This window comes from Rhodococcus sp. IEGM 1318 (genome assembly GCF_033142465.1).
Lineage (GTDB): Bacteria > Actinomycetota > Actinomycetes > Mycobacteriales > Mycobacteriaceae > Rhodococcus_F > Rhodococcus_F qingshengii_B.
Window position 1 is genome coordinate 16,044 of record NZ_JAWLSC010000018.1, and the last position, 19,389, is coordinate 35,432.

The 19,389-nt window shown below is 62.4% G+C and carries 19 protein-coding genes and 3 pseudogenes; 12 read left to right on the forward strand and 10 right to left on the reverse strand.

The annotated features are described in order from the left end of the window. Positions 1 to 179 precede the first annotated feature (179 nt). Positions 180 to 1,136, forward strand: coding sequence for an ROK family protein (locus R4P65_RS29480; protein WP_317829127.1), 957 nt, complete (start codon positions 180 to 182; stop codon positions 1,134 to 1,136). Between the two features lie 271 nt (positions 1,137 to 1,407). On the opposite strand, the gene R4P65_RS29485 is transcribed toward R4P65_RS29480, so the two are convergent. Next, complete coding sequence (locus tag R4P65_RS29485; protein ID WP_317829128.1) at positions 1,408 to 2,376, reverse strand: YihY/virulence factor BrkB family protein; 969 nt, start codon at positions 2,374 to 2,376, stop codon at positions 1,408 to 1,410. A gap of 801 nt (positions 2,377 to 3,177) precedes the next feature. On the opposite strand from R4P65_RS29485, the pseudogene R4P65_RS33240 reads away from it, so the two are divergent. Then, positions 3,178 to 3,558 (forward strand): annotated as a pseudogene (locus tag R4P65_RS33240) (DUF2254 family protein); the annotation flags it as partial. Between the two features lie 88 nt (positions 3,559 to 3,646). Continuing rightward, positions 3,647 to 4,549, forward strand: coding sequence for a DUF2254 domain-containing protein (locus R4P65_RS29490; RefSeq protein WP_411742599.1), 903 nt, complete (start codon positions 3,647 to 3,649; stop codon positions 4,547 to 4,549). A gap of 135 nt (positions 4,550 to 4,684) precedes the next feature. Here R4P65_RS29490 and R4P65_RS29495 read toward each other — a convergent pair whose 3' ends face one another. Continuing rightward, a complete protein-coding gene (locus tag R4P65_RS29495) occupies positions 4,685 to 4,864 on the reverse strand; it encodes a YegP family protein (protein ID WP_113684417.1) in 180 nt (59 codons plus the stop codon). A gap of 355 nt (positions 4,865 to 5,219) precedes the next feature. Continuing rightward, on the reverse strand, positions 5,220 to 5,570 hold the full coding sequence (locus tag R4P65_RS29500; RefSeq protein ID WP_317829129.1) for an HPF/RaiA family ribosome-associated protein: 351 nt from the start codon (positions 5,568 to 5,570) through the stop codon (positions 5,220 to 5,222). 232 nt (positions 5,571 to 5,802) lie between these two features. Here R4P65_RS29500 and R4P65_RS29505 point away from each other — a divergent pair, with 232 nt between their 5' ends. The 7 genes from R4P65_RS29505 (at position 5,803) to R4P65_RS29535 (ending at position 10,734) form a co-directional block, all read left to right on the forward strand. Beyond that, the gene (locus R4P65_RS29505; RefSeq protein WP_317829130.1) at positions 5,803 to 5,964 is read left to right on the forward strand and encodes a hypothetical protein; all 162 of its coding nucleotides are present in this window, start codon (positions 5,803 to 5,805) and stop codon (positions 5,962 to 5,964) included. Then, the gene (locus tag R4P65_RS29510; protein ID WP_317829131.1) at positions 5,961 to 6,548 is read left to right on the forward strand and encodes a PRC-barrel domain-containing protein; all 588 of its coding nucleotides are present in this window, start codon (positions 5,961 to 5,963) and stop codon (positions 6,546 to 6,548) included. Before R4P65_RS29505 ends, R4P65_RS29510 begins: the two co-directional genes overlap by 4 nt. Beyond that, entirely contained in the window at positions 6,548 to 6,979 is a 432-nt protein-coding gene (locus R4P65_RS29515) for a PRC-barrel domain-containing protein (RefSeq protein WP_317829132.1), read from the forward strand. The genes R4P65_RS29510 and R4P65_RS29515 overlap by 1 nt, the downstream gene beginning before the upstream one ends. 906 nt (positions 6,980 to 7,885) lie before the next feature. Continuing rightward, the gene (locus tag R4P65_RS29520; RefSeq protein ID WP_317829133.1) at positions 7,886 to 8,770 is read left to right on the forward strand and encodes an SAM-dependent methyltransferase; all 885 of its coding nucleotides are present in this window, start codon (positions 7,886 to 7,888) and stop codon (positions 8,768 to 8,770) included. A 182-nt stretch (positions 8,771 to 8,952) separates the two neighbouring features. Further along, positions 8,953 to 9,078, forward strand: coding sequence for a hypothetical protein (locus tag R4P65_RS29525; RefSeq protein WP_317829134.1), 126 nt, complete (start codon positions 8,953 to 8,955; stop codon positions 9,076 to 9,078). 77 nt (positions 9,079 to 9,155) lie between these two features. Then, positions 9,156 to 9,311 carry a DUF6131 family protein gene (locus R4P65_RS29530; protein ID WP_317829135.1) on the forward strand — a complete coding sequence of 52 codons (156 nt, stop codon included), beginning with the start codon at positions 9,156 to 9,158 and terminating at the stop codon, positions 9,309 to 9,311. Between the two features lie 79 nt (positions 9,312 to 9,390). Next, complete coding sequence (locus R4P65_RS29535) at positions 9,391 to 10,734, forward strand: acyl-CoA desaturase (RefSeq protein WP_317829174.1); 1,344 nt, start codon at positions 9,391 to 9,393, stop codon at positions 10,732 to 10,734. Between the two features lie 395 nt (positions 10,735 to 11,129). Here the strand turns inward: R4P65_RS29535 and R4P65_RS29540 are convergent, their stop codons facing one another. Next, on the reverse strand, positions 11,130 to 11,684 hold the full coding sequence (locus R4P65_RS29540) for a hypothetical protein (RefSeq protein WP_317829136.1): 555 nt from the start codon (positions 11,682 to 11,684) through the stop codon (positions 11,130 to 11,132). Positions 11,685 to 11,956: 272 nt separating this feature from the next. Beyond that, positions 11,957 to 12,112, reverse strand: a complete 156-nt coding sequence (locus tag R4P65_RS29545) for a hypothetical protein (RefSeq protein WP_195849652.1) — start codon at positions 12,110 to 12,112, stop codon at positions 11,957 to 11,959. A gap of 549 nt (positions 12,113 to 12,661) precedes the next feature. Here R4P65_RS29545 and R4P65_RS29550 point away from each other — a divergent pair. Further along, positions 12,662 to 12,955 (forward strand): hypothetical protein, encoded by a 294-nt coding sequence (locus R4P65_RS29550; protein ID WP_317829137.1) that lies wholly within the window; start codon positions 12,662 to 12,664, stop codon positions 12,953 to 12,955. A gap of 49 nt (positions 12,956 to 13,004) precedes the next feature. On the opposite strand, the gene R4P65_RS29555 is transcribed toward R4P65_RS29550, so the two are convergent. Continuing rightward, entirely contained in the window at positions 13,005 to 13,229 is a 225-nt protein-coding gene (locus R4P65_RS29555; protein WP_162793467.1) for a hypothetical protein, read from the reverse strand. Positions 13,230 to 15,327: 2,098 nt separating this feature from the next. Next, positions 15,328 to 15,952 (reverse strand): annotated as a pseudogene (locus tag R4P65_RS29560) (IS3 family transposase); the annotation flags it as partial. Between the two features lie 225 nt (positions 15,953 to 16,177). Here R4P65_RS29560 and R4P65_RS29565 point away from each other — a divergent pair. Next, the gene (locus R4P65_RS29565) at positions 16,178 to 16,759 is read left to right on the forward strand and encodes a trehalose corynomycolyl transferase (RefSeq protein ID WP_317829138.1); all 582 of its coding nucleotides are present in this window, start codon (positions 16,178 to 16,180) and stop codon (positions 16,757 to 16,759) included. A gap of 321 nt (positions 16,760 to 17,080) precedes the next feature. Here the strand turns inward: R4P65_RS29565 and R4P65_RS29570 are convergent. The 3 genes and pseudogenes from R4P65_RS29570 to R4P65_RS29580 form a co-directional block, all read right to left on the reverse strand. Next, a pseudogene (locus R4P65_RS29570) lies at positions 17,081 to 18,075 on the reverse strand (APC family permease); the annotation flags it as partial. A 59-nt stretch (positions 18,076 to 18,134) separates the two neighbouring features. Further along, on the reverse strand, positions 18,135 to 18,914 hold the full coding sequence (locus R4P65_RS29575; protein ID WP_317829139.1) for a sulfite exporter TauE/SafE family protein: 780 nt from the start codon (positions 18,912 to 18,914) through the stop codon (positions 18,135 to 18,137). Positions 18,915 to 18,971: 57 nt separating this feature from the next. Further along, positions 18,972 to 19,373 carry a DUF302 domain-containing protein gene (locus R4P65_RS29580; RefSeq protein WP_317829140.1) on the reverse strand — a complete coding sequence of 134 codons (402 nt, stop codon included), beginning with the start codon at positions 19,371 to 19,373 and terminating at the stop codon, positions 18,972 to 18,974. Between the last annotated feature and the right edge of the window lie 16 nt (positions 19,374 to 19,389).

The following is a 19,389-nucleotide window of genomic DNA, read 5'->3' on the forward strand; positions in this document are numbered from 1 at the left end:
GCTCACGCCACATTCTCCCAGTTTCCCGCGTTCAACAACGTGACAGTGCCGCGCCAACGGCGAGGTCCGGAAACGCTCAACGTCAGAGCCGCAAAAGTGGATACTGAGCTGCTCCGTGACAAGCATCTGAGCACGACGAGAAGGACCCAAGGATCGAATGATGCCGAAGGATCAATGACATGAGCAAGAATACGATGACAGTGGCCGGCATCGACGTCGGCGGCACAAACATCGGAGCCGGCCTGATAGGTGACGAGCACCAGGTGCTCGACCGGGGCAAAATCCCCACACCCACAGGCGGACCCGACGCCGTAATGGACGCCATCGCCGAACTGGTGGGTTCGCTGGACGGACGCGTCGACGCTGTCGGCGTCGGAATTCCCGGAGTCGTACGCGAGGGCGAGGTGCTCACCGTCCCCAACCTGATGAACTGGCACCAGAGGGTCGACATCGCCGACACGCTACAACGGCGGTTGGGCGTTCCCGTGGCGCTGGGCAACGACGCCAACGTCGGATTGCTCGGCGAGTGGCTGGCCGGCGCTGCCCTGGGCGTCCGCAATGTGTTGGGGATCTGGCTGGGTACCGGCGTCGGCGGCGGCCTCATCCTCGACGGCCGCCCGTTCCACGGGTCACACGGAGCCGCCGGGGAGGTCGGCCACATGATCGTTCAGCGCGGCGGTGCCCTGTGTACGTGTGGCCGGCGCGGCTGCGTCGAAGCCTATGCAGGCAGGCGGTCCATGGCCGGTGTCGTATCGGCCATGGTCGACGCGGGCCGACCCACGTCGCTCAACGACATCCGCGAGGACGAAGGCAAAGAGAAGCTGACCTCGAAGGTATGGGCGCGGGCACTATCTGAGGACGACGATCTCGCCACCGAGTTGTTCGACATGGCCATCGAGACGCTTGGGGCCGGGATCGGCTCGGCGGTCAACCTCCTCGACGTGGAAATGGTCGTGGTCGGCGGTGGCATGGCCGAGAAACTCGGCCAGGACCTCGCCGACCGGATCGCTGCGGCCAGCACACCGTGGATGCTGCAGCCCAACCCGAAGTTGAGTTTCGTCGCCGCAGCACTGGGAGATGACTCCGGACTCGTCGGCGCGGCATCGCTGGGCAGGGCCGCCCTGATCTCCGGCTGAGCCGCGTGCCGCCCCCCTCCGGCGCTGACGGACGAAGGTAGCCCCCACCGGTCACCCGGCGGGCGTCGTCGGCGGTGGCCGTGAGGTACTGATCGGGGAATGTCCGTTTGACGATTGTGCACAGGGTGAGCAGGTATTGGCGGGCCAGTGGTAGAGGGCGGATCGGGCAGGCGATTGGTCCGTGCGGCGATCCAACAAGATTCGATATCATTCGTCTTGTCTGTCAATACGTTTCCGATGACCTCGTAGGCTGCGACGGCAGGTTCGCATGTCAGCTGGGATCGTGCGGAGTTTCGTAGTTGACCTCAATGTTCTGTCCAGTGGTGGCTTGCTGGGCCTGGGCCCGGTCGGTGAACGTCCTTCTGTCACCGGCCAGTAACTCGACGTCGTCGGTGAACGGCGCCAGCATTGCCCGCGGGTACAGCTTGTCGACCCGGACCACGTTGACCTCCGCGCACAGCACGACGGCGGCGGCGGCGAGGAACACGAAGGCCAGTAGACCAAGCACGATCGCGAAGACACCGTTGGTGGTTGAGGAAGCGTGCGCGACCTTGCGCACCAGCAGCGCGCCGAACGACTGGAGCAGCTGCCACACAAACGCGGCACCGACTGCTCCGGGGGCAACATCGCTTGTGCTCACCGGACGCGCGGTGGTGAGCCGGAATGTAACGATGAATATGACGCAGTTCAATGCCACTGAGCCGGCGATCAGAAGTGCCTTCAACGGGCCCGAAAGGTGCGCAACTGCTCCGATGCCTGCAATTGCGGCGCTCCCCAGCACGGCGATCCCAATCGTGCCGAGCAGTAGCAGTCCCGTCAGGCGGGCGCGGATCGGATCTGGGCGGAGATAGCGTGGTACCGACCAAGCGGTATTCATGGCGTTCTGGCAGGCCAGCGTGACACCGAGACCGCCGTAGAGAGCGCCGAGGGTGCCGATCACCAGTCCTATCGGGCCGCCGCCGATCTGGTGTGGGGCGCCCAATTCCTGTCCGATGGCCGGGAATTGGCCGACCGCGGAATCGATGATGCGTTGCTGTAGGTCTGGATGTCCAACCAGCACCAGCCCCAGCACAGTGGCCAGCAACAGCAGCAGTGGAAATATCGCGACTAAACCGTAGTACGCGATCAGCGCGGCAAGGTAGACGCCTTGGTCGTTGGAAAATTTGTAGACAACCGCGATGGGGAAACTTACTGCGGGATGGCGCTGCTGCAGGGTGTCCACACGCTTGGCGATGCTCATCGAGTGCTCTTCGTGTGGTTGCGCATTCGTTGTGGGGTTTCGATTCGCCACGAATTATCCTCGCTGGTTCGAATAGGAAGTCGGATCGTCCTGTCGGGGGCTGCTGAGGTGGCAGGACCGTCGCACGGTGACAGTCGTGAGTTTTCCGTGGTCTCGGTTTCAGCGTTCAGGGCGGTGATCGTGGTTAGGTTGTGGGTGAAGACCCTTGCCCCGGTTCAGGTTTTCGCTCCTTGCAGGGTGTCCCAGGGCGGGTGGTCCCAACCGTAGCCGCGTTTGACGGTGCTGATCGTCCCTCGCGTCCGGTTCACGATCGGATGGTGCAGTGGAAGGCCCGTCGGTGTACCAGGAGGGTTGCTTTCTGCACGCCCACCTCGGGGCGACTCGGGGACCCATCGCGCATGTGCGCCGCAACGCCCGCCGGGCCTCGAACAGCAGAGGTGCCGATCGCTATCGAGACTTCTGCAGTTGAGACCCAGTGGAGGGGTCGCTCGAAGACGCACTCCACGCGACGGATCTTCCGTTGCCCATATTCGACGTCGTCGTCGGACCCCGAGGAGACTGAACAGACTGGAGCTTCTTGAGAATCTAGAAATCGCAGGCTGCCCGGCCATTCAGGGTTCTTCCGAAGCGGCCTCTGATCTGCGACAGGTCTTCGATGAGCGCGTCACGCGGTGCTCGGGTGATGTGACTCGACCTGCTTCGCGACGAACCCGCGCTGAGCCATGTACTTGCCTAAAACTGTACGGGCGGAGAAGTATGAGTTACCTTCCCCAACGGTTGGGGACACCTCACGTGGTCAGTATGGATGGCCAGGGCGACATCAGCAGGACGGGTTGCCAGTTGAATCGGTACTTCGCCTCCGCACGCGATGCCACGCGAACCCAGTTGTGGCCGCTACCGGTGGTTGGCGTCCTGCTCGCGGTGGCGGCGGGGGTAACGCTTCCCTATCTGGACGCTTATGTGGACGCGGGGTTGCCGTCCTGGTCGACCGCAATCACTTTCGGCGGCGACGCCGGCGCTGCGCGCACCTTACTGGCCGCCATCGCCAGCTCGCTAATCACGGTCACCGCGCTGACGTTCTCCCTCACCGTCGTCACCCTCCAGCTGGCGAGCAGTCAATTCTCGCCCCGGCTGCTCCGCACGTTCACCAGCGACATCTTCGTACAGACGACACTGGCGATCTTCCTATCCACGTTCACCTTCGCCCTCACCGTCCTGCGAGCTGTGCGCAGCGGAGACCAGGGGGGGCGCATTCGTCCCGCAGATATCGGTGACGGTCGCCTTCGCGCTCAGCATCGCCAGTGTCCTGGCCCTGGTGTTGTTCCTGGCCCACCTCGCCCGTCAGATCCGCGTCGAGACGCTGCTGCGCGACGTCCACGAGGAAATCATTGCGACCGTACGTCTCGCGACGAACCCTCTCAAGGATGCCCGACCGCAGCCGACGATGCTGACGCCTCCTCCCCACGCACTTCAAATCACTGCGCCGTCATCGGGCTTCTTGACCAGCATCGACGAAGCCGAATTACGCGCTGCGGCAATACAAGCAGATGGCTATCTGATCATCGATTGCCACCCTGGTAGCTCCCTCATCGAGGGTGTCCCGATCGGAGCCGCGTGGACGGCAGCCGACCGACCGGACGAGGCGTTGGATCGGCTTCAACACGCAGTCCACAAGTCAATCAAGGTGGGCTACGAGCGAACCGCGGCTCAGGACATCGGCTACGGACTACGCCAACTCACCGACGTCGTGAACAAAGCGGTATCGCCGGGAATCAACGACCCCACGACAGCGGTCCACGCACTAGGGCACATTTCCGCGATCCTCTGCCAGCTCGCCAACCGCGATCTCCGTTCCATCGTCCTACGTGGCGACGATGACGAGGTTCGGGTGGTGTTACACCGGCCCAGCTTCGCTGAGACGGTCGACGTCGCCGTCACCCAGCCGCGCCGTTACGGAGCGTCAGACCCGCAGGTCATGGAACGATTGTTCCGGCTACTGGAAGAACTTGCCTGGCACGCGGCTGACGAATCGACCGTACGTGGGCAGCTCGCACGACTACGAGCCACCGTTGCGCGGTCGGACTTCGACGACACCGAACTGACGCAACTGGAACGCGCCGGGGCACAGGTTGAGCACGCCATCACACACCAACCTGATCAGAACATCCCGTGATCCCCACACACTCACAGTCCATCGACCCGCCTGCGCCGATGGGCTGCACGATGTTCGAAAGTCGAATATGACGACTCCGCAGAACTCGGGGTACATCGAAGTCTCCGGACTCGCCGGTGCGGCTGATCCCACGTCTTAGGTGAGATCGACAACCTCCGCCGCAGCCGCGTTCTTCTTGATCGACTCGATGCCGTTCTTGGCACCAGCCTTGGACTCGTACGCCTCGCCCACTGCGATAATCTCGCCGTTGCCAGCCTTCAGACGAAAACGGAACTTTTCAGCCTTGTCCTTGTAGATCTCGAACTTGCCCGCCATGGGACACCTCTCCGGCTGTACGGGTGAAACCTGGACATACGGGATGCTAATCGGTGCGTACTTGATCGGTTGACGAATGCCGGTGACAAACCACCGAAGCAAGACCGGGCCGGCGTCGACGCACCAACAGCGTGAACAGATGCCGACCACATGCCTACCGAAACTGCGCACACGGCGTCAGAACTTAAATAGATCCACTGAGCGGAATAGCGAAGAGTTGACAGGCCTCGACGGTGTTTTGTGGTATCTGCAAGGGATCGTGCGTGAACCGAGCACCGCTGCCGTTGCGGGAAACCGGCGAGAGCAAATCGTGCGAGTTGAGCGACCGAGGGCGCGGCGGGCCCACGACGATCTGTCATGCTGTCGACTCGCCGCCCATGGGAGTCGAGCCCTTCCGGTGATCGAGCTTCCCGAACACCGTCTCCAGCCGGTGAACCATTTTCTGAACCGCAGCCCGGAGGGCATCCTCGGGGGTAGCTGCCGCGCCAGCAGCCGACACCGGTTGCTGTCCTTCCTGGCGTGCTTCCACCAAACACTCGATGTCGTCGCCGGTGCTTCTGCCGCCGCTCTCATCGCGCAGGTGCACCTCGACTCGTGTCAGCCTGCTCTCGAATCGGGCCAGGGCCGCGCCGACAATAGAACCCATCTCAGTCTCTGTCGCTTCCGTGACCTCAATATTGTGGTCCGAGTTGATAATGACCTGCATGACTTCTCCTTGCCTGAGGTGGATCGCTCGTGAACGACGGGTCCTCACGACACCGCCCTCGCTGAGCATTCACTCGGCGTCTGGCGCTGAAACACCGAGCTAGAGAAAGTCGCTCATCGGACAATGCATTGGGAGTATTGTGGCACGTAGGGGCCAGGTCTCCCCGAGTCAGCGGAGCGGGTCGAGGGGACCTCGAAGCGCCCATGGAGCAACTCGGAAAAGAGGTTGCCAAATGCAGTGGTGGACCTGGCTGATCATTGTCATCGTCATCGCCGCCCTAGCCGTCGGTGCGTTCATTGCGATACAAGCTCACCGAAGGACCGGCGGAGTCATCATCTCCGATCCCGACACATCCACACACGGCGGCGACGAGGAGAACGGAAGCCCCCGATGAGCGTGTTGATGCGGTGCAGCGAGATCACCAAACGGCCCGTCGTCACGATGGCCGGCGAGGACATCGCTCAAGTCAAGGACGTCGTCTACGGCGCAGACGGCGGAGAAGTTGCCGGCTTCACCCTCGCCGGCAGAGGAATGCTGGCCGGACCCCTCGACCGCAGTGTGATGTGGAATTCGGTCGCGGCGCTCGGCGCCGACGCGATCATGATCGCCGACGAAGACGCATTGACCCCCATCGAAGACTTACTCGGAACCACGTCATCACGCCAAGGATCCGGCCGCGACGTCCTCGGCGCCGAAGTTCTCACCGACACCGGCACCGCCCTCGGCGACGTGGTCGACGTGATCGTCGAAGTCGACACCGAGAACCGATGCTGCGACGTCGTCGGATACGAAATCGTCTCCTCGGAAGCATTGGGCCACAAAGGAACCAAGGTCCTCATTCCGCTACCCGACACACTCTCCGCCTCCGGCGACCATCTGCTGGTGCCAGCAGACGCTACAGCGTTCGTGCGCGACGACCTTGCAGGCTTCGGCGCAGCCGTCGACGCGTTCCGACAACAACTGAAAGGCCACCACTGATGCTCTTCTCCGCAGTATCAGGTCGCCAGATCGTCGGATCCGGTGCGGCCGACACCATCGGCGAAGTCGCCGGACTAGTCGTCGACCCCACCACCCGCCGGATACTCGCCGTGCACGTGAAAAAGGCCGAATCAGGCTCGGTACTGCCGTGGTCGAAAATCGGCGCATTCGGCGACGACGCGGTCATCGTCGCAACATCGCAAGCAATCACCGACCCCGACGACGAAACCGCAGCCTTGGAAGGAAAGTCCCACAACCTGCTCGGTAAGCACGTACTGACCTCAGCGGGAAACGACATCGGCACGATCGACGACGTGGACTTCGACCCCCAGTCCGGGGCAATCACATCACTGATCCTCGATACCGGGGACGTGCCTGGGCACCGCCTTGTCGGAGTCGGATCCTACGCCGTTGTCGTCGACACCCACTGACCTCAATCCCCGGCCACAGACAACCACAGATTGTGTGCCGCCGCGCACCCACGCTCGCACCGTGGCGAAGGCCAGTCACCGACCTAGCTGACGTCGAAAACCTGAAAAGGTTCCAACTGATTGTGATCGGTGCGATTGCCGTGGGTGCGGTGCACAGAACTCCTGTGATGTCGCAGCCCCGTTGGGAGCCTCGGTTGATTTCCTCCCTCTCGACCCCTCCGTGTACAGGGGTCCCCGGTGGCGGAATGACCGGTTTCGACTGGTACGCACAGTGGCTGCCTCCAGAACGGCTGAATTCAGGATCAGTTACACCGATCGCAGACGGACTCCGCCTCAGCGAATCACTCGACGTCGAGTCGGCTGGATGCCGCAACAGCGACCCACCACAACATCACCGCGATCGAGACATCCCAATTCCGGTGTCAGCGACCCGCTGACACTCAACAGTGCTGCGCCGGTGAAGTTCTCCGATGCGAACCGGTCGAGAGCGGTTTCGTTCCGGAACACCGGGTACAGCGCGGCAATCACGAAAGAAAACGGCCCTTCCCTGCCACTAACCGACGTGAGAATCGAAACATCAACCAGGAGAACAAGGGTGCTCGTGACGCCATGCACACGTCGGAGAGCACCCACGAGCTCGCCCGAACCTTCAATCGAGAGCCTGAACTATCTGCCAAATACGTTGGAAACAAATCTTTTTAGATCAATTTTCGCATCCGGAACCGTTACCGGCCACTCGCAGCGGTTTCGACCATTCGAGCGTAGAGTCGAAGGTGACCGTGACCTGCACAGCACGGCTCCGAGTGACACGAAGCGATCACCGGAGACTGCCCGCTTCGGTGTCCACTTTTTCGGGGTTGAGCCGGACGTGCAGGCTTTGTCGTGCACTCGAAGGGACCTCGAAACATGCGCATCGATGGAGAGAGCTGGGACATAGCCAGCGGGGTCGGAGTAACGGCGCTGAGGGCTGCAACTCACCGAGCACTGGAAACCCTACGGCCTGACGCCCTGATCGAGGACCGTTACGCGGCATGGTTCGTCGACGCCGCCCACGACCCACGCTTCACCTCGCTTCTGCGCGACCCCACACTGGTCGAGGACATGCCCTTCGGCCAGTGCATGGGGCTGCGAACGACATTCTTCGACGACTTCTTCCTCACCGCCGCACACACCGGTATACGCCAGTCCGTCATCCTCGGAGCAGGATTGGACGCACGAACCTACCGTCTCGAATGGCCGCCGGGAATGACCGTGTTCGAGATCGACATGCCCGCGGTTCTCGAATTCAAAGAGCATGTCCTCGCCGAACATGACGCACGAGCGAAGGCGCATCGACGTGTCGTGGCCGTCGACCTACGCGGCGACTGGCCCGAGGCGCTCGTCGAAGCAGGATTCGACCCGCACACCCCCGCAGCGTGGTCCGCCGAAGGGCTCCTCACCTATCTCCCTGGCCGCGACCACGACGAACTGCTCGTGCGCATCGATCAGCTCTCCCAACCGGGCAGCCATCTTGCCTTCAACACCATGCCGACGGGTGCCGACCCTGCCGCCCTCGCAGCAATCCGGTCGAAATATTCCGATGTATCCCCATTCGGCGAGGGCGACATCACCGAACTTATCCACACCGACGCCCGCGTAGATCCAGCCCACTGGCTGACCGAGCACACCTGGGCTGTGCGGCAGTTCTCCACGGACGAACTAGCGTCAATCTACAATCGTCCGCCCCCGGTGCTCCCGGACGAACTCGCCGCATTTTCGCGCCAATCGACATGCACCGTGGCAATACGCTGAATAGTAATCTAATCAACTTGCCCGGCAACGCAATTGAAAATGCGTCACCCACTGACCGACGGCCCGGCACCGATTCATCCAGGATCGGCGCGTTCGCGCCGGCGAAACAATCAGAGGAAGAAGGCCACCGCCATGATGACGGGTAAGAAGATGCCCCATTCGGCCGAGGACTCGGCGAAGAGGTGTTCGCGCGCGCCACCTGCAACCGCAGCCTCGAGGCCGAGGGCCGGCCCGACCAGGTCAGGGGCAACCTCGAGCAGTTCGGCGCCGAGGACGCGGACGCCTTCAAGTATCAGCTCCCCATCTGAAGCCGATGCGCCGTGCGCAGCCCCCTACGACACGGCGCCCACACACACGCAACTCAACTCGAAATCAGGTCGCCCTCATGATCATTCTCGGAATCATCTTCGCCATCATCGGTGTGGTCGTCAGCATCTCCGCCCTGTTGTATTTCGGGATCGCGCTCATCATCCTCGGAGCGGCACTCGAACTCCTGGGCATGACCGGTCACGCGGTAGCTGGTCGGCGCCACTACTACTGATCCGGCCGCAGGCCGCACCGGACATTCAGCATCCACTCAGGACGTGTGGAGAGCCCGCACGTCCGGAAACCGGGCGAACATGGCGATTTCCGACATCAAGGAATACGCGCACCTCACCGAGCAGGATGTCGAGGCGCTCGGATTCGAACTCGACGCGCTCCGCCGCGACGTCACGAACTCGCTCGGTGAGAGAGACGCGTCATACATCTGCCGCACTATCGCATTCCAACGGACACTCGATGCCGTCGCCCGGTTGCTGATCCACTGCAGCCGGACGCCTGCGGGCGTGGTCGTCGCGACGACGGTACTGGGCGTGGCCAAGAGCATCGAGAACATGGAGATCGGGCACAACGTCTCCCACGGGCAGTGGGACTGGATGAATGACCCCGAGATCCACTCGAGCACCTGGGAATGGGACATGGTCGGCCTGTCATCGCAGTGGCGGTACTCCCACAACTACCGCCACCACGTGTTCAGCAATGTCGTCGGAATGGACGAGGACCTCGGCTACGGCGTCCTCCGGATCACCCGCGACCAACCGTGGAAACCGGAACACCTACTGCAACCGCTGCGGAACCTGTTGCTGGCGGCCACCTTCGAATGGGGCATCGCCCTCCACGACCTGTATTCCGAACGATCCCGGCCCGGCACCGCCGCCGAGAAATCCTTCCACCGTCGAGCGCTGATCGGGAAGATCGTCCGCCAGACGGGCAAGGACTACCTGCTCTTTCCCGCCCTCAGTGGACGGCGCTGGCGGCGAACACTGACGGCGAACCTGACCGCGAACCTGCTGCGGAACGTGTGGACGTATGTGGTGATCTTCTGCGGGCACTTCCCCGACGGCGCCGAGAAATTCACCCTCGCCGAACTCGAGAACGAGACACCCTCGGAATGGTATCTGCGACAGATGCTCGGCACCGCGAACTTTCGGGCCGGCCCGGTGATGGCGTTCCTGAGCGGAAACCTGTGCTACCAGATCGAGCATCACCTGTTCCCAGACCTACCCAGCAACCGCTACGCGGAAATCTCCACCACGATCCGCGCGCTCTGCGAGAAGTACGACCTGCCCTACACCACCGGTTCCCTCGTGCGGCAGTACCTGCTGACGCTGCGCACGATCCACAAGCTCGCACTGCCGGACCGGTTTCTGCGCGCGACGTGCGATGACGCCCCGGAGACAGCCTCCGAACTGAAATTCCGCTCACCCGCACCCCGACCGGTGACGATGGCCCCCGGCCATCGAGTAGGGCTCCGGACCGCGCTGCGGGCCGGCAGGTCGACCGTCACCGCCGCCGCCGGATTCCACCGCCACCGAAACGAGGCGACCACCATGGTTGACACCCGCCTTTCCCGGACTCCTCCGCCAACTCTTCCGGGTCTCCGCCGACTCGTCCTTCGCCGCGTGTTGTCCCACGACACCTGAAATATGTAGAGAAATCCCTCACATGGCAAGCGAAAGCGCCCTCAGAGTCGAACCCGGCGACACCACCGTCCGCGACGACGATGAAGTCAGCGTCACCGAAGAAATCCGTCAACCACCGATGGTCGTCGAACTCAATTGCTCTGCCGCCAAACTATTCTGGTCCCGGTTTGTCCAAAACTCCAAAAGCGGAGTCCTCCGATGTAGGTGCGAATCACGCGTGTCGTGGCACACCACTCGGTCGACGAGTTCCGCAGAGACGGATCTGACAGTCCCGCGATCATCGCTCGCACCCACATCAGGTTGAAACCTAGTGCCCGCTCGACGGTCGAGGGCAGCCTCCAGCACGGCCGGAGACTTGCGATCCTGACATTCGCGCAGGGTGGCGATAGTGGGGATCACGAGGTGGGCGCCGTTCTCGCGGGCCCCGGAGATCCGTTTTCGTTCTCTACCTGCCGTTGTGCGCGTAGTACATCGCGGTGGCTGCGCAGAGACATCCGCCCGACCGCAGAGGATCCGAGAAACAGGATCACGACACCGAGGCCCTCGAAAAATGCCAACTGCTGCACCGTTTTGATCGCAACTTCGGCCGCCGAGGGCGTTCCGGGCTCCCCGAGATGCAGCACCGGAGCCAGTACCGGGCCCACGACGAACCACGCGCCACCGACGACCGCCATCCACGCCCCGAGGCTGGCGACAGCGCGATTCGCACTGAACAACAGCAAAATCCCGCCGATCACCGTCACCACACCCGGGAGTACCTCGAGCCACCCCCTACCGGAGGTCCACGTCCATGCTTGATCCGGCACGAAAGCAAACGAGAAGTACTGCCCCACAAAAGGAATGAGCGCTCCCCAGAGACCGAGCAAAATCAGCAAAATTCCACTGACAGCGCCGCGACTGCGCGGCACCCACATCCGACCGGACGGTCTCGAATCCTGATCCGTTCCCACCGCGTGTCCTCGATCCCCGGCGTCGCCGACCCGAGCGTCGTTGCTATTTTTTTCGAGATGCGTTCTGATCAAACATGTTCCGCTCCTCAGCCGCGAGTGTCTGGTGTCAGATGACGAAGTCTCTGGCGGCGGAAGTGACTCGCCCTTTGGCATGCCGGCAACGCCGCGGCGAAGCGATACCCACCATCAATCGTGGAGGCGTCGGCACCTCTTTACCTGATATCAGATCGGACAGGGTTGCGAGGGAAGGTGGAGCAAACGTCGCGACGGCTTCAGTAGTAGTGCCGCCTGCCACCGACCCCGCGTCCAGCCGCACCGAGGGCGAAAAGGATGGCTCCGACAATCACGAGAACAATGCCGAACGTCCACAGGATCGGAATTCCAGCCAAGTAGCCGACGATCAACACGACAATCCCGACGATGATCATGCCCGACTCCTTCCACCCCGACAGTTGGCATTCGACCATCTACTTCTCACAAAATGGCAGAAGCAGACCCGAATGACGAGCGGCGCCTACGGCTGACTGCTTAACCGCAGGCACCTGGCCCGACAGCCCTCCAACACACCGTCGGCGTGCACCGCTTCATACCCATGGTCCTACCCATCCGCACGGTCGAGGAAACAGCGCGTGCCGGCATCCCGCGAACCGAAGCGCCGCGCAAAGGTCACACTCGGACACCGCGGTCGCAGGGGTGATCCGTTGTACGGCATCCGCTGACGCGCGAGACGTTGCGCACCGACAAACAAAGAGTAAGAACCGAGTCTGTATTCGCGGACGAGCAGCACAACGATGTCGAGGTCACCGAACACATATATCAGTGACTTGTCGCCGCCTACGCAGACCCGAGCCCTCGGGTGGGGAACTTGGCGATGTTCGAGGCACTCACACGCATCAAATCCGGTGCCCCAAAAGAACTTGCGGAGTTTTGGGGACTGCAAGAACAAACGGTGTAACTCTGAAAGACGATTCGCCACTGTGACTGATGTGATTGATCATGCGGCACAGACGAACTCGGTTCAGCCGGGCGTCAGCGATGCGCGGATCAAAGAGCTGGTCGAGCAGGCGCGAGCCGAAGGGCTGCCATTGACCGGCGATGGCGGGTTGCCGGCGAAACTGACCAGGCTGGTCGTGGAGTGCGCGCTCGAAGGCGAGATGGACGAGCACCTCGGCTACCGCAAGAGCGACCCGGCAGGAGAGGCAGCGGCAACTCCCGCAACTCAGGTATCGAGGTCGGGGGCATTTTGCATTTCACGCGCCCGGCCGCGCTGACGTTCCCTGTGTGCTCCCGGCCGCTCAGGAAAATACGGGGCGACAATGCCTACGACGTGTGTTGGTATTCGTACTCCGTTCCGATCGGGACATGGAAGGTGACAAGCGCTCCGGCCGAGATGAGGAAAACTTTCTCAGATCCTTCTATCGTCGCCCGAACCAGACCTGTGCCCCGACCGTTCATGATGGTCGCGACATCCAACATCAGGCGCTTTACCTCGTCGACAGGCAGCTCGTAGCCGTCCGCGCCGTATTGGAAGACTGCCTCGGTCATTTCCGGATTGTGGTCGGGATTTCGGTGCTTCACAGCTCTCAAGTCTGCCAACCGAGGTGAAGTTGACGAAAGGTGGCCCAACTATTCACGTGCAAACATCGGTGGCCTGCCCAGTCGCTGGCCACTATCGATCGAGCGGACCAAGGCAACGCCCTGCCGGAATCGAAGTCAGCCAGCCACGTGTGAGCGAAGTGGAACTGCAGATGGGAGCACCCCCCACACGGGGGCGTGCGTCTGAGCCTGCAAAGGAAGGGCGCATCGTTCAGGTGGACCGCCGAGGCGATTCCAGTCGCACTTCGGCGGTCCGTGCGCGCCGCAGCAGACCAAATGAGACGGCACGCCGGTCGGGTGCCTCGCCCGCCTACGTGTGACCGCGCACGAGTGAGGCGTGCATCCCGATGGACAATCGGAAAGCGCAGCCGACTTTACCGAAGGACGAGGTGACCCGCCGGACCTGATACCGACCGATGCCGAGAGAGGCAGGCATTCAGGGGGTGCCCACTCGGCGTGCCGTCGGGGACGCCGAGTGAGCGTCTGCGCGCCGCAGTCTGGGGAGACGGACACGCAGGTCGGAAGGTCCGCCGTTGGGCAGAACTCGTAGGGGGGTTCTGCCCAACGACGGACAATATGAGAGCCTAACGCGCCGCCGCCATCACGGGATAGGTAAAGAAACGACTCGATGCACCCGGAAAACGGAGTTGTGTTTATTGCTGCCGGTCAAGGACTTTCGACGTTCACCGAACTTTTCCGTGCCCTCGCGGCGCACCGGACGGATGCCTCACCCGCACAGCCCAGACAACGACGGCGGTCGCGGACACCACCACAGTTGCAGGCACCATGAATTTCAGCCGACGCATCACGAACGTCAGCGTAACGACGCAAGCTGCGTGCGAGCGGACGAAGTCGCGAGCCCGGGCACCCGTGGTCACAACGAGGGGCGACCCACCCCCGGCGAGTGACAGCCAGCAGGCAGGTCGTGTGCGACATCCCCGAACTCGAATGACTACCTTGCCGCACCAGATGGGTAGCCGGGGGCAGCGGAATCGAAACCCCGGCCGACAATATTTATCGACCGGGGTTCCTCGAACGCCGTCGACGCTGAGCACACAGCACACAACGACCCACCTGCCGTGTCGAGCAGACCCCTCATGTCCAACCCCACCTACCGAACCTAAAACAGCACAAGAGGTTTGGTCTAGCGGGTTGCGTTCGACAAGGTAAATAAAGGACTAACAGCCCGATCCGGCGCCGATGCGGGCGGCGTGCAGGGTTCACCGACGAGTGTGTGATCGGCACGCCGGTGAACCCTGGGTGCGCCGAGAACCGAGGCGGAAGCGGCGCATCGTTCGTGGTGCCCCAGCGACGATCTGGGGAGATCGCGCCAGCGGGACGTCGCCATACCCGAAGTTTGGGGACCGGGTGATGCCGCCACCGAAAATATACGGAGAGCTGGTTTCCGGTACCAGTCGTCGCCCGGTAACGGGCACTTGGCTGTTTGATCAACGCGTTCAGCACACACGCTCCCCGGATCATCAGAAGTCCCGATGCATTGCTGGGGAGGCACTGTGCGGATGTGGGCCCGTCGGCCCGGGAGGGGCAGGTCGGCGGGGATTGGAGGCGAGTCATCCCTCTCAATACCGTCCGACAACTGGCCTCAACATCGACGATACGCGGGTGCCCACACCCGCCAGCGGACTGGCGGGTGTGGGCTTGTGCGACCGAACTGACCACTCAGAATTGCCGCTGCGGTAATGCTATTCATCTCTATCGGCTGACGGACGCTTTCGGTAGCACCTATTCGACTGCGGGTGACGGCACCAGGGCAGCCAGTTCGTGAATTGATGTGGTCCGCCCGGTTGCTCGTCAGTAGCAACCGGGCGGAATGGGTGCGCACTGTGCCTGGCAGGCGAAGCGTGCAGTCCACAGGTGGCCCACCGATTTCTGTGTGGCAGTTCCCGGCGGGCCGTGCGTCCGAACCGGCAAAGGTGGACACACTGTCAATGCTACTTCGCGAGCGCTACACCGAAGCACTGCAACCTCCTCGGCCAACGCGAAAACCTGAACCCTGATATGTGGTGTACGTGTTGACCGCTAGTGGTTTTCCCTCACGGCCCCTTGGATGTTCGGTAATGTCGTTGACCCACAACTCATTTTGTGAGAGACGATGAAACTTCCGGTACACGAGTTCGTCGGCTGTCGCGAACTTCAACCGTTTGACCGTCGCCGGACCAGGCAAGCCGACGATGCCGGCGAGCCTCATGAGTTCGGCCACGAGGTTTTCGCTGACCACGATGTCCGTACCGCGTGTGAGCTCCGCATGCACACGTCGAGACCCGTAGGTTTGTCGCGAAGCTGCGTGGACTTCGCGGATAAGCCCTGTGAGCCACTGGAGGCGCATCCGTGTCGGTGACATCGGTCGGGGATCTTGTACATGTAGTAGCCAGGGCTGCTGACGCCGAGAAGCCTGCAACAGACCTTTACCGGATGCCCGGCGTCGACGAGCGTGTCGATCACCGGGTGAATCCTTTTGGGGCCGGGTGGTTCTCCCCGAACAGCGTCGCAGCGGTGTGGAGGATGTCCGCTTCTACTTCGAGCTGGACGAATGCGCTTGTTTGCCTTCGACAACTGCGCCGATTCTGTTGTCGTGATACCTGGCCGTTCGCCCGGCCGACTTGATCTTGGCGAACCCACTTGTGGAGCGCGGCGGCGCTGAAGCCGAGCTCGTTTGGCGGCGGTGGTGATCGGTTTGCCGGCGCTCTCCTTGCTCTCCGGATCTACCGGAGCAGAGGGTGAACTCGCCCTTCGCCCACCCTTCAGGATATATCTGACGATGAGGTTACGCACGGCTAAATCGCTCAACGAAAGCCTCACGCCTCCACCTCAGCCTGGTGCCAGCGCCAACTGGTGTGGGATGCTCGAATGACAACCGATAAATGGGGCGATGCGCCATGGTGATCATTCGCGGAATCCGGGCGACGGCGGTGCTGGCGCTGCTGATCGGGGTGGGCGGCTGCTCATGGTTCTCCGACGATGGGTCGAGCTGTTGTCTGCCCCACGGGGCAATCGGCGCTCGCTATATTGCGATCGGCGGGGAAGAGAGTCCGCTCGGCCGGTGCATCGGCGGCGAAGAGGAACGCGACGGTGGACAAGCCCAGAGCTTCACCGACGGCGCCATCTATTGGACGGAGGTCACCGGGGCCTGGGAAGTGTACGGGCAAATCGGTGACAAGTACGCCGCGGTCGGTGGGCCGACCTCCGGAGTCGGCTGGCCTACCAGCGGCGAGATGAGCACGCCGGATGATTCGGGACGCTTTAACCGGTTCGAACACGGCAACATTTACTTCTCAGAGGCCGGCACTCACCCCGTCTACGGGGCGATCTTCGACGAATGGGGACGCCAAGGCTTCGAGAGTGGCCGATTCGGGCTCCCCACCTCCGACGAACTCGAGGTCCCCGACGGCCGGCAAACCAACTTTCAGGGCGGCTGGATTCGCTGGATCACCGCTACCGACCAGGTCCTCACCTCCTAACAAACCCGAATCCACAACCGCACGTACTTCCATCGCCGAACAGCGATAGTCGAACCGAACCTCGACAATCAGAGTTGGGGTGTTGGACCGCGGACGTGCCGGAAGAGTGCTTCGATGCCGAAAGACATCGCCACCATGACCGCAAGGACGGTCGCAGCGCCGAGAGCGCTCTCGGCGAGAAGAGCTGCCAAATGCGCCGGCACATGCCGTCGCCGCCGCGATGGAGATCCACGGCGCCGATCCACGCCACCGCGCTGTGCGAGCTTCAGCGGCGTTCACTACGGCGAAGATGATGAGAAAACCTGAGCTGCCCATGGTGGAGATGCTGTTGAGGTCCAGCGCGTTTGCGAGCACGACGGTCGATCCGGAGGTGATCAGCAACCCTTCGATCGGACGATTCCAGATGGGCCGTTCGAGTTGGGCAGGTAGTTCTCTCGATTTGGCGATGACATAGATCATCCGAGCTGATCCGTACAGGGTGGCGTTGATCGCCGATACGGTCGAGAGCATCGCCGCGACGGCGATCATCGTGAATCCGACTGCTCCGAGTGCGGGACGGGCGGCCTCGGCCAGCGCGTAGTCACGCGCGTCTATCAGGGTCGCCAGCGGCACTGCCCCCACCGAGACGACAGCGACGAGCACGTACAGCACGATCACGAACAACACCGAAATGTAGTAGGCCCTCGTGAGGGTGCGGCCGGGATCATCGACGTCCTCGGCGGCGCCCGCGACGCGGACACACCGGCCAGCCCGACCGCGACGAACAACACCAAGATCGCGATCTTGAAAGCCACGACATAGCGTTCGGTGCCAGCGATCGCAGATGCGCCGGCGATGTTGAGGACGGTGATGAGGACGACCGCCGCGGTGAGAAAGATATGTTTACCGATGCTGCGATAGTCCAGTGGCAGAAAGGTGGAGGCGTAGCTTCCGAACGCCTGAGAGTACAGGGCCAACATGACGATGTAGCTCAGCCACAGCAACACGTTGATCCCGCCGGAGAACAATCCGGTGCCGAATGCGCGGTTGACGAACGTGACCGTGCCGCCGCTCGGGTACGACTTCGAGAGCAGCGCATACGATCTCGCGGTCAGCAATGCGATCAGCCCTGCCAGGAGGAACGCGAGCGGCGCGGCGCCTTGGGCTATTTGTACCGCCAGCCCAAGGACAGCGAAAATCCCGCCACCGACCATTCCTCCGACACCGATAGCGACAACGCCCCACAACCCGATCGGATGTGAACCGCACGCGCGGGTCGGGGCATCACCAAAGTCTATCCGCCGCAGCGCACAGCAGGACGGCGGATTTCTGTGCATCGATCGTGTCAACGAAACACCGGAGCCTGAAACGGCCAGGATTCTCTCGGGTGGAGAGGTCAGAGGTTCAACACGAGTGTATCGAGCAGAATGTAGGCGGCGACAACGAATACCAGGTACGCGAACCAGTGTTGAAGTTTTCCGGTATCGACACGGTTACCGAACCGACCTGCGACCAAGGACGCGACGATCGCGGCGCCGGAAAAACCGATCGTGATGGCAAGGTCGATGGTGACTCCGCTACCGAGATGTGAGATCAAGCCGGCGGCGGAGTTCGCGACGATGATCAGAAGCGACGTTCCGATCGCGATCTGCATATCGATGCCCAGCATGAGCACCAACGCGGGGATGATGAGGAATCCGCCGCCGACACCGAAGAGCCCCGTCAGAACACCGACCGCGAAGCCGGCGGGGATCGCGCGAGGTGCGCAGCGGCGCCAGTTGATGCCGGAATCCCCTACGCTGCAGGCAGTCCCGGTATCGCCGCGGTCGGCGAGCATACGAGCACCGGCGATGATCATGACCGCGGCGAACCCGATCATCACGGCGGACTGCGGGAGCACTCGCCCCAGGGCGCTGCCGAGGAAGGTTGCGGGGATGCCGGCGGCTGCGAACACCGCCGCCAGTCGCCACTGCACGAGGTGGGCGCGGACTTTGGGGATCGCGCCCACCGCCGAGGCGGCGCCGACCACGATCAGTGAGATCGGGATTGCTTGGTCGATGTCGAGGCCCAGTGCGAATACCAGGACCGGTACGGCGAGGATGGATCCGCCGCCGCCGAGGAGTCCGAGCAGGACACCGATGACTGCACCGGCTGCGAGTGCGATTGCGAGAGTCATCGACGCCCTTTCTGCTCACCGGTGTTCGAGATCTCCGGTAGTTGTTCGAGCTCGGTTCTACTGCGCGGTAAGCGAATCGAGAGCTGCCTGCAGCCTGGTGGTCGCCTCGTCGGCGACGGACTGCAGTGCTGGTTCGCCGGTCACCTCGGCCATGAGGGCGGGGTTCATCGCATCGATGATGACGGTGTTCTCGGCGGAGGGATCGGCGCGCACGACGACGTTGCAGGGCAGTAGCAATCCGATCTGCCGCATGACTCCGACGGCTCGATGTGCCAACGGCGGGTTGCAGGCGCCGAGGATGAGGTAATCCTCCATGTCCTCGTCGAGCTTGGCTTTGAGGGTCGCTTTCATGTCGATCTCGGTGAGTATCCCGAAACCTTGCTCGGACAATGCTGTACGGGTGCGTTCGACAGCGTCGTCGAAGGTGGTGTTCAGGGTGGCCGTGAGTGCGAGTTGCATGATCTACGTCCTTTTT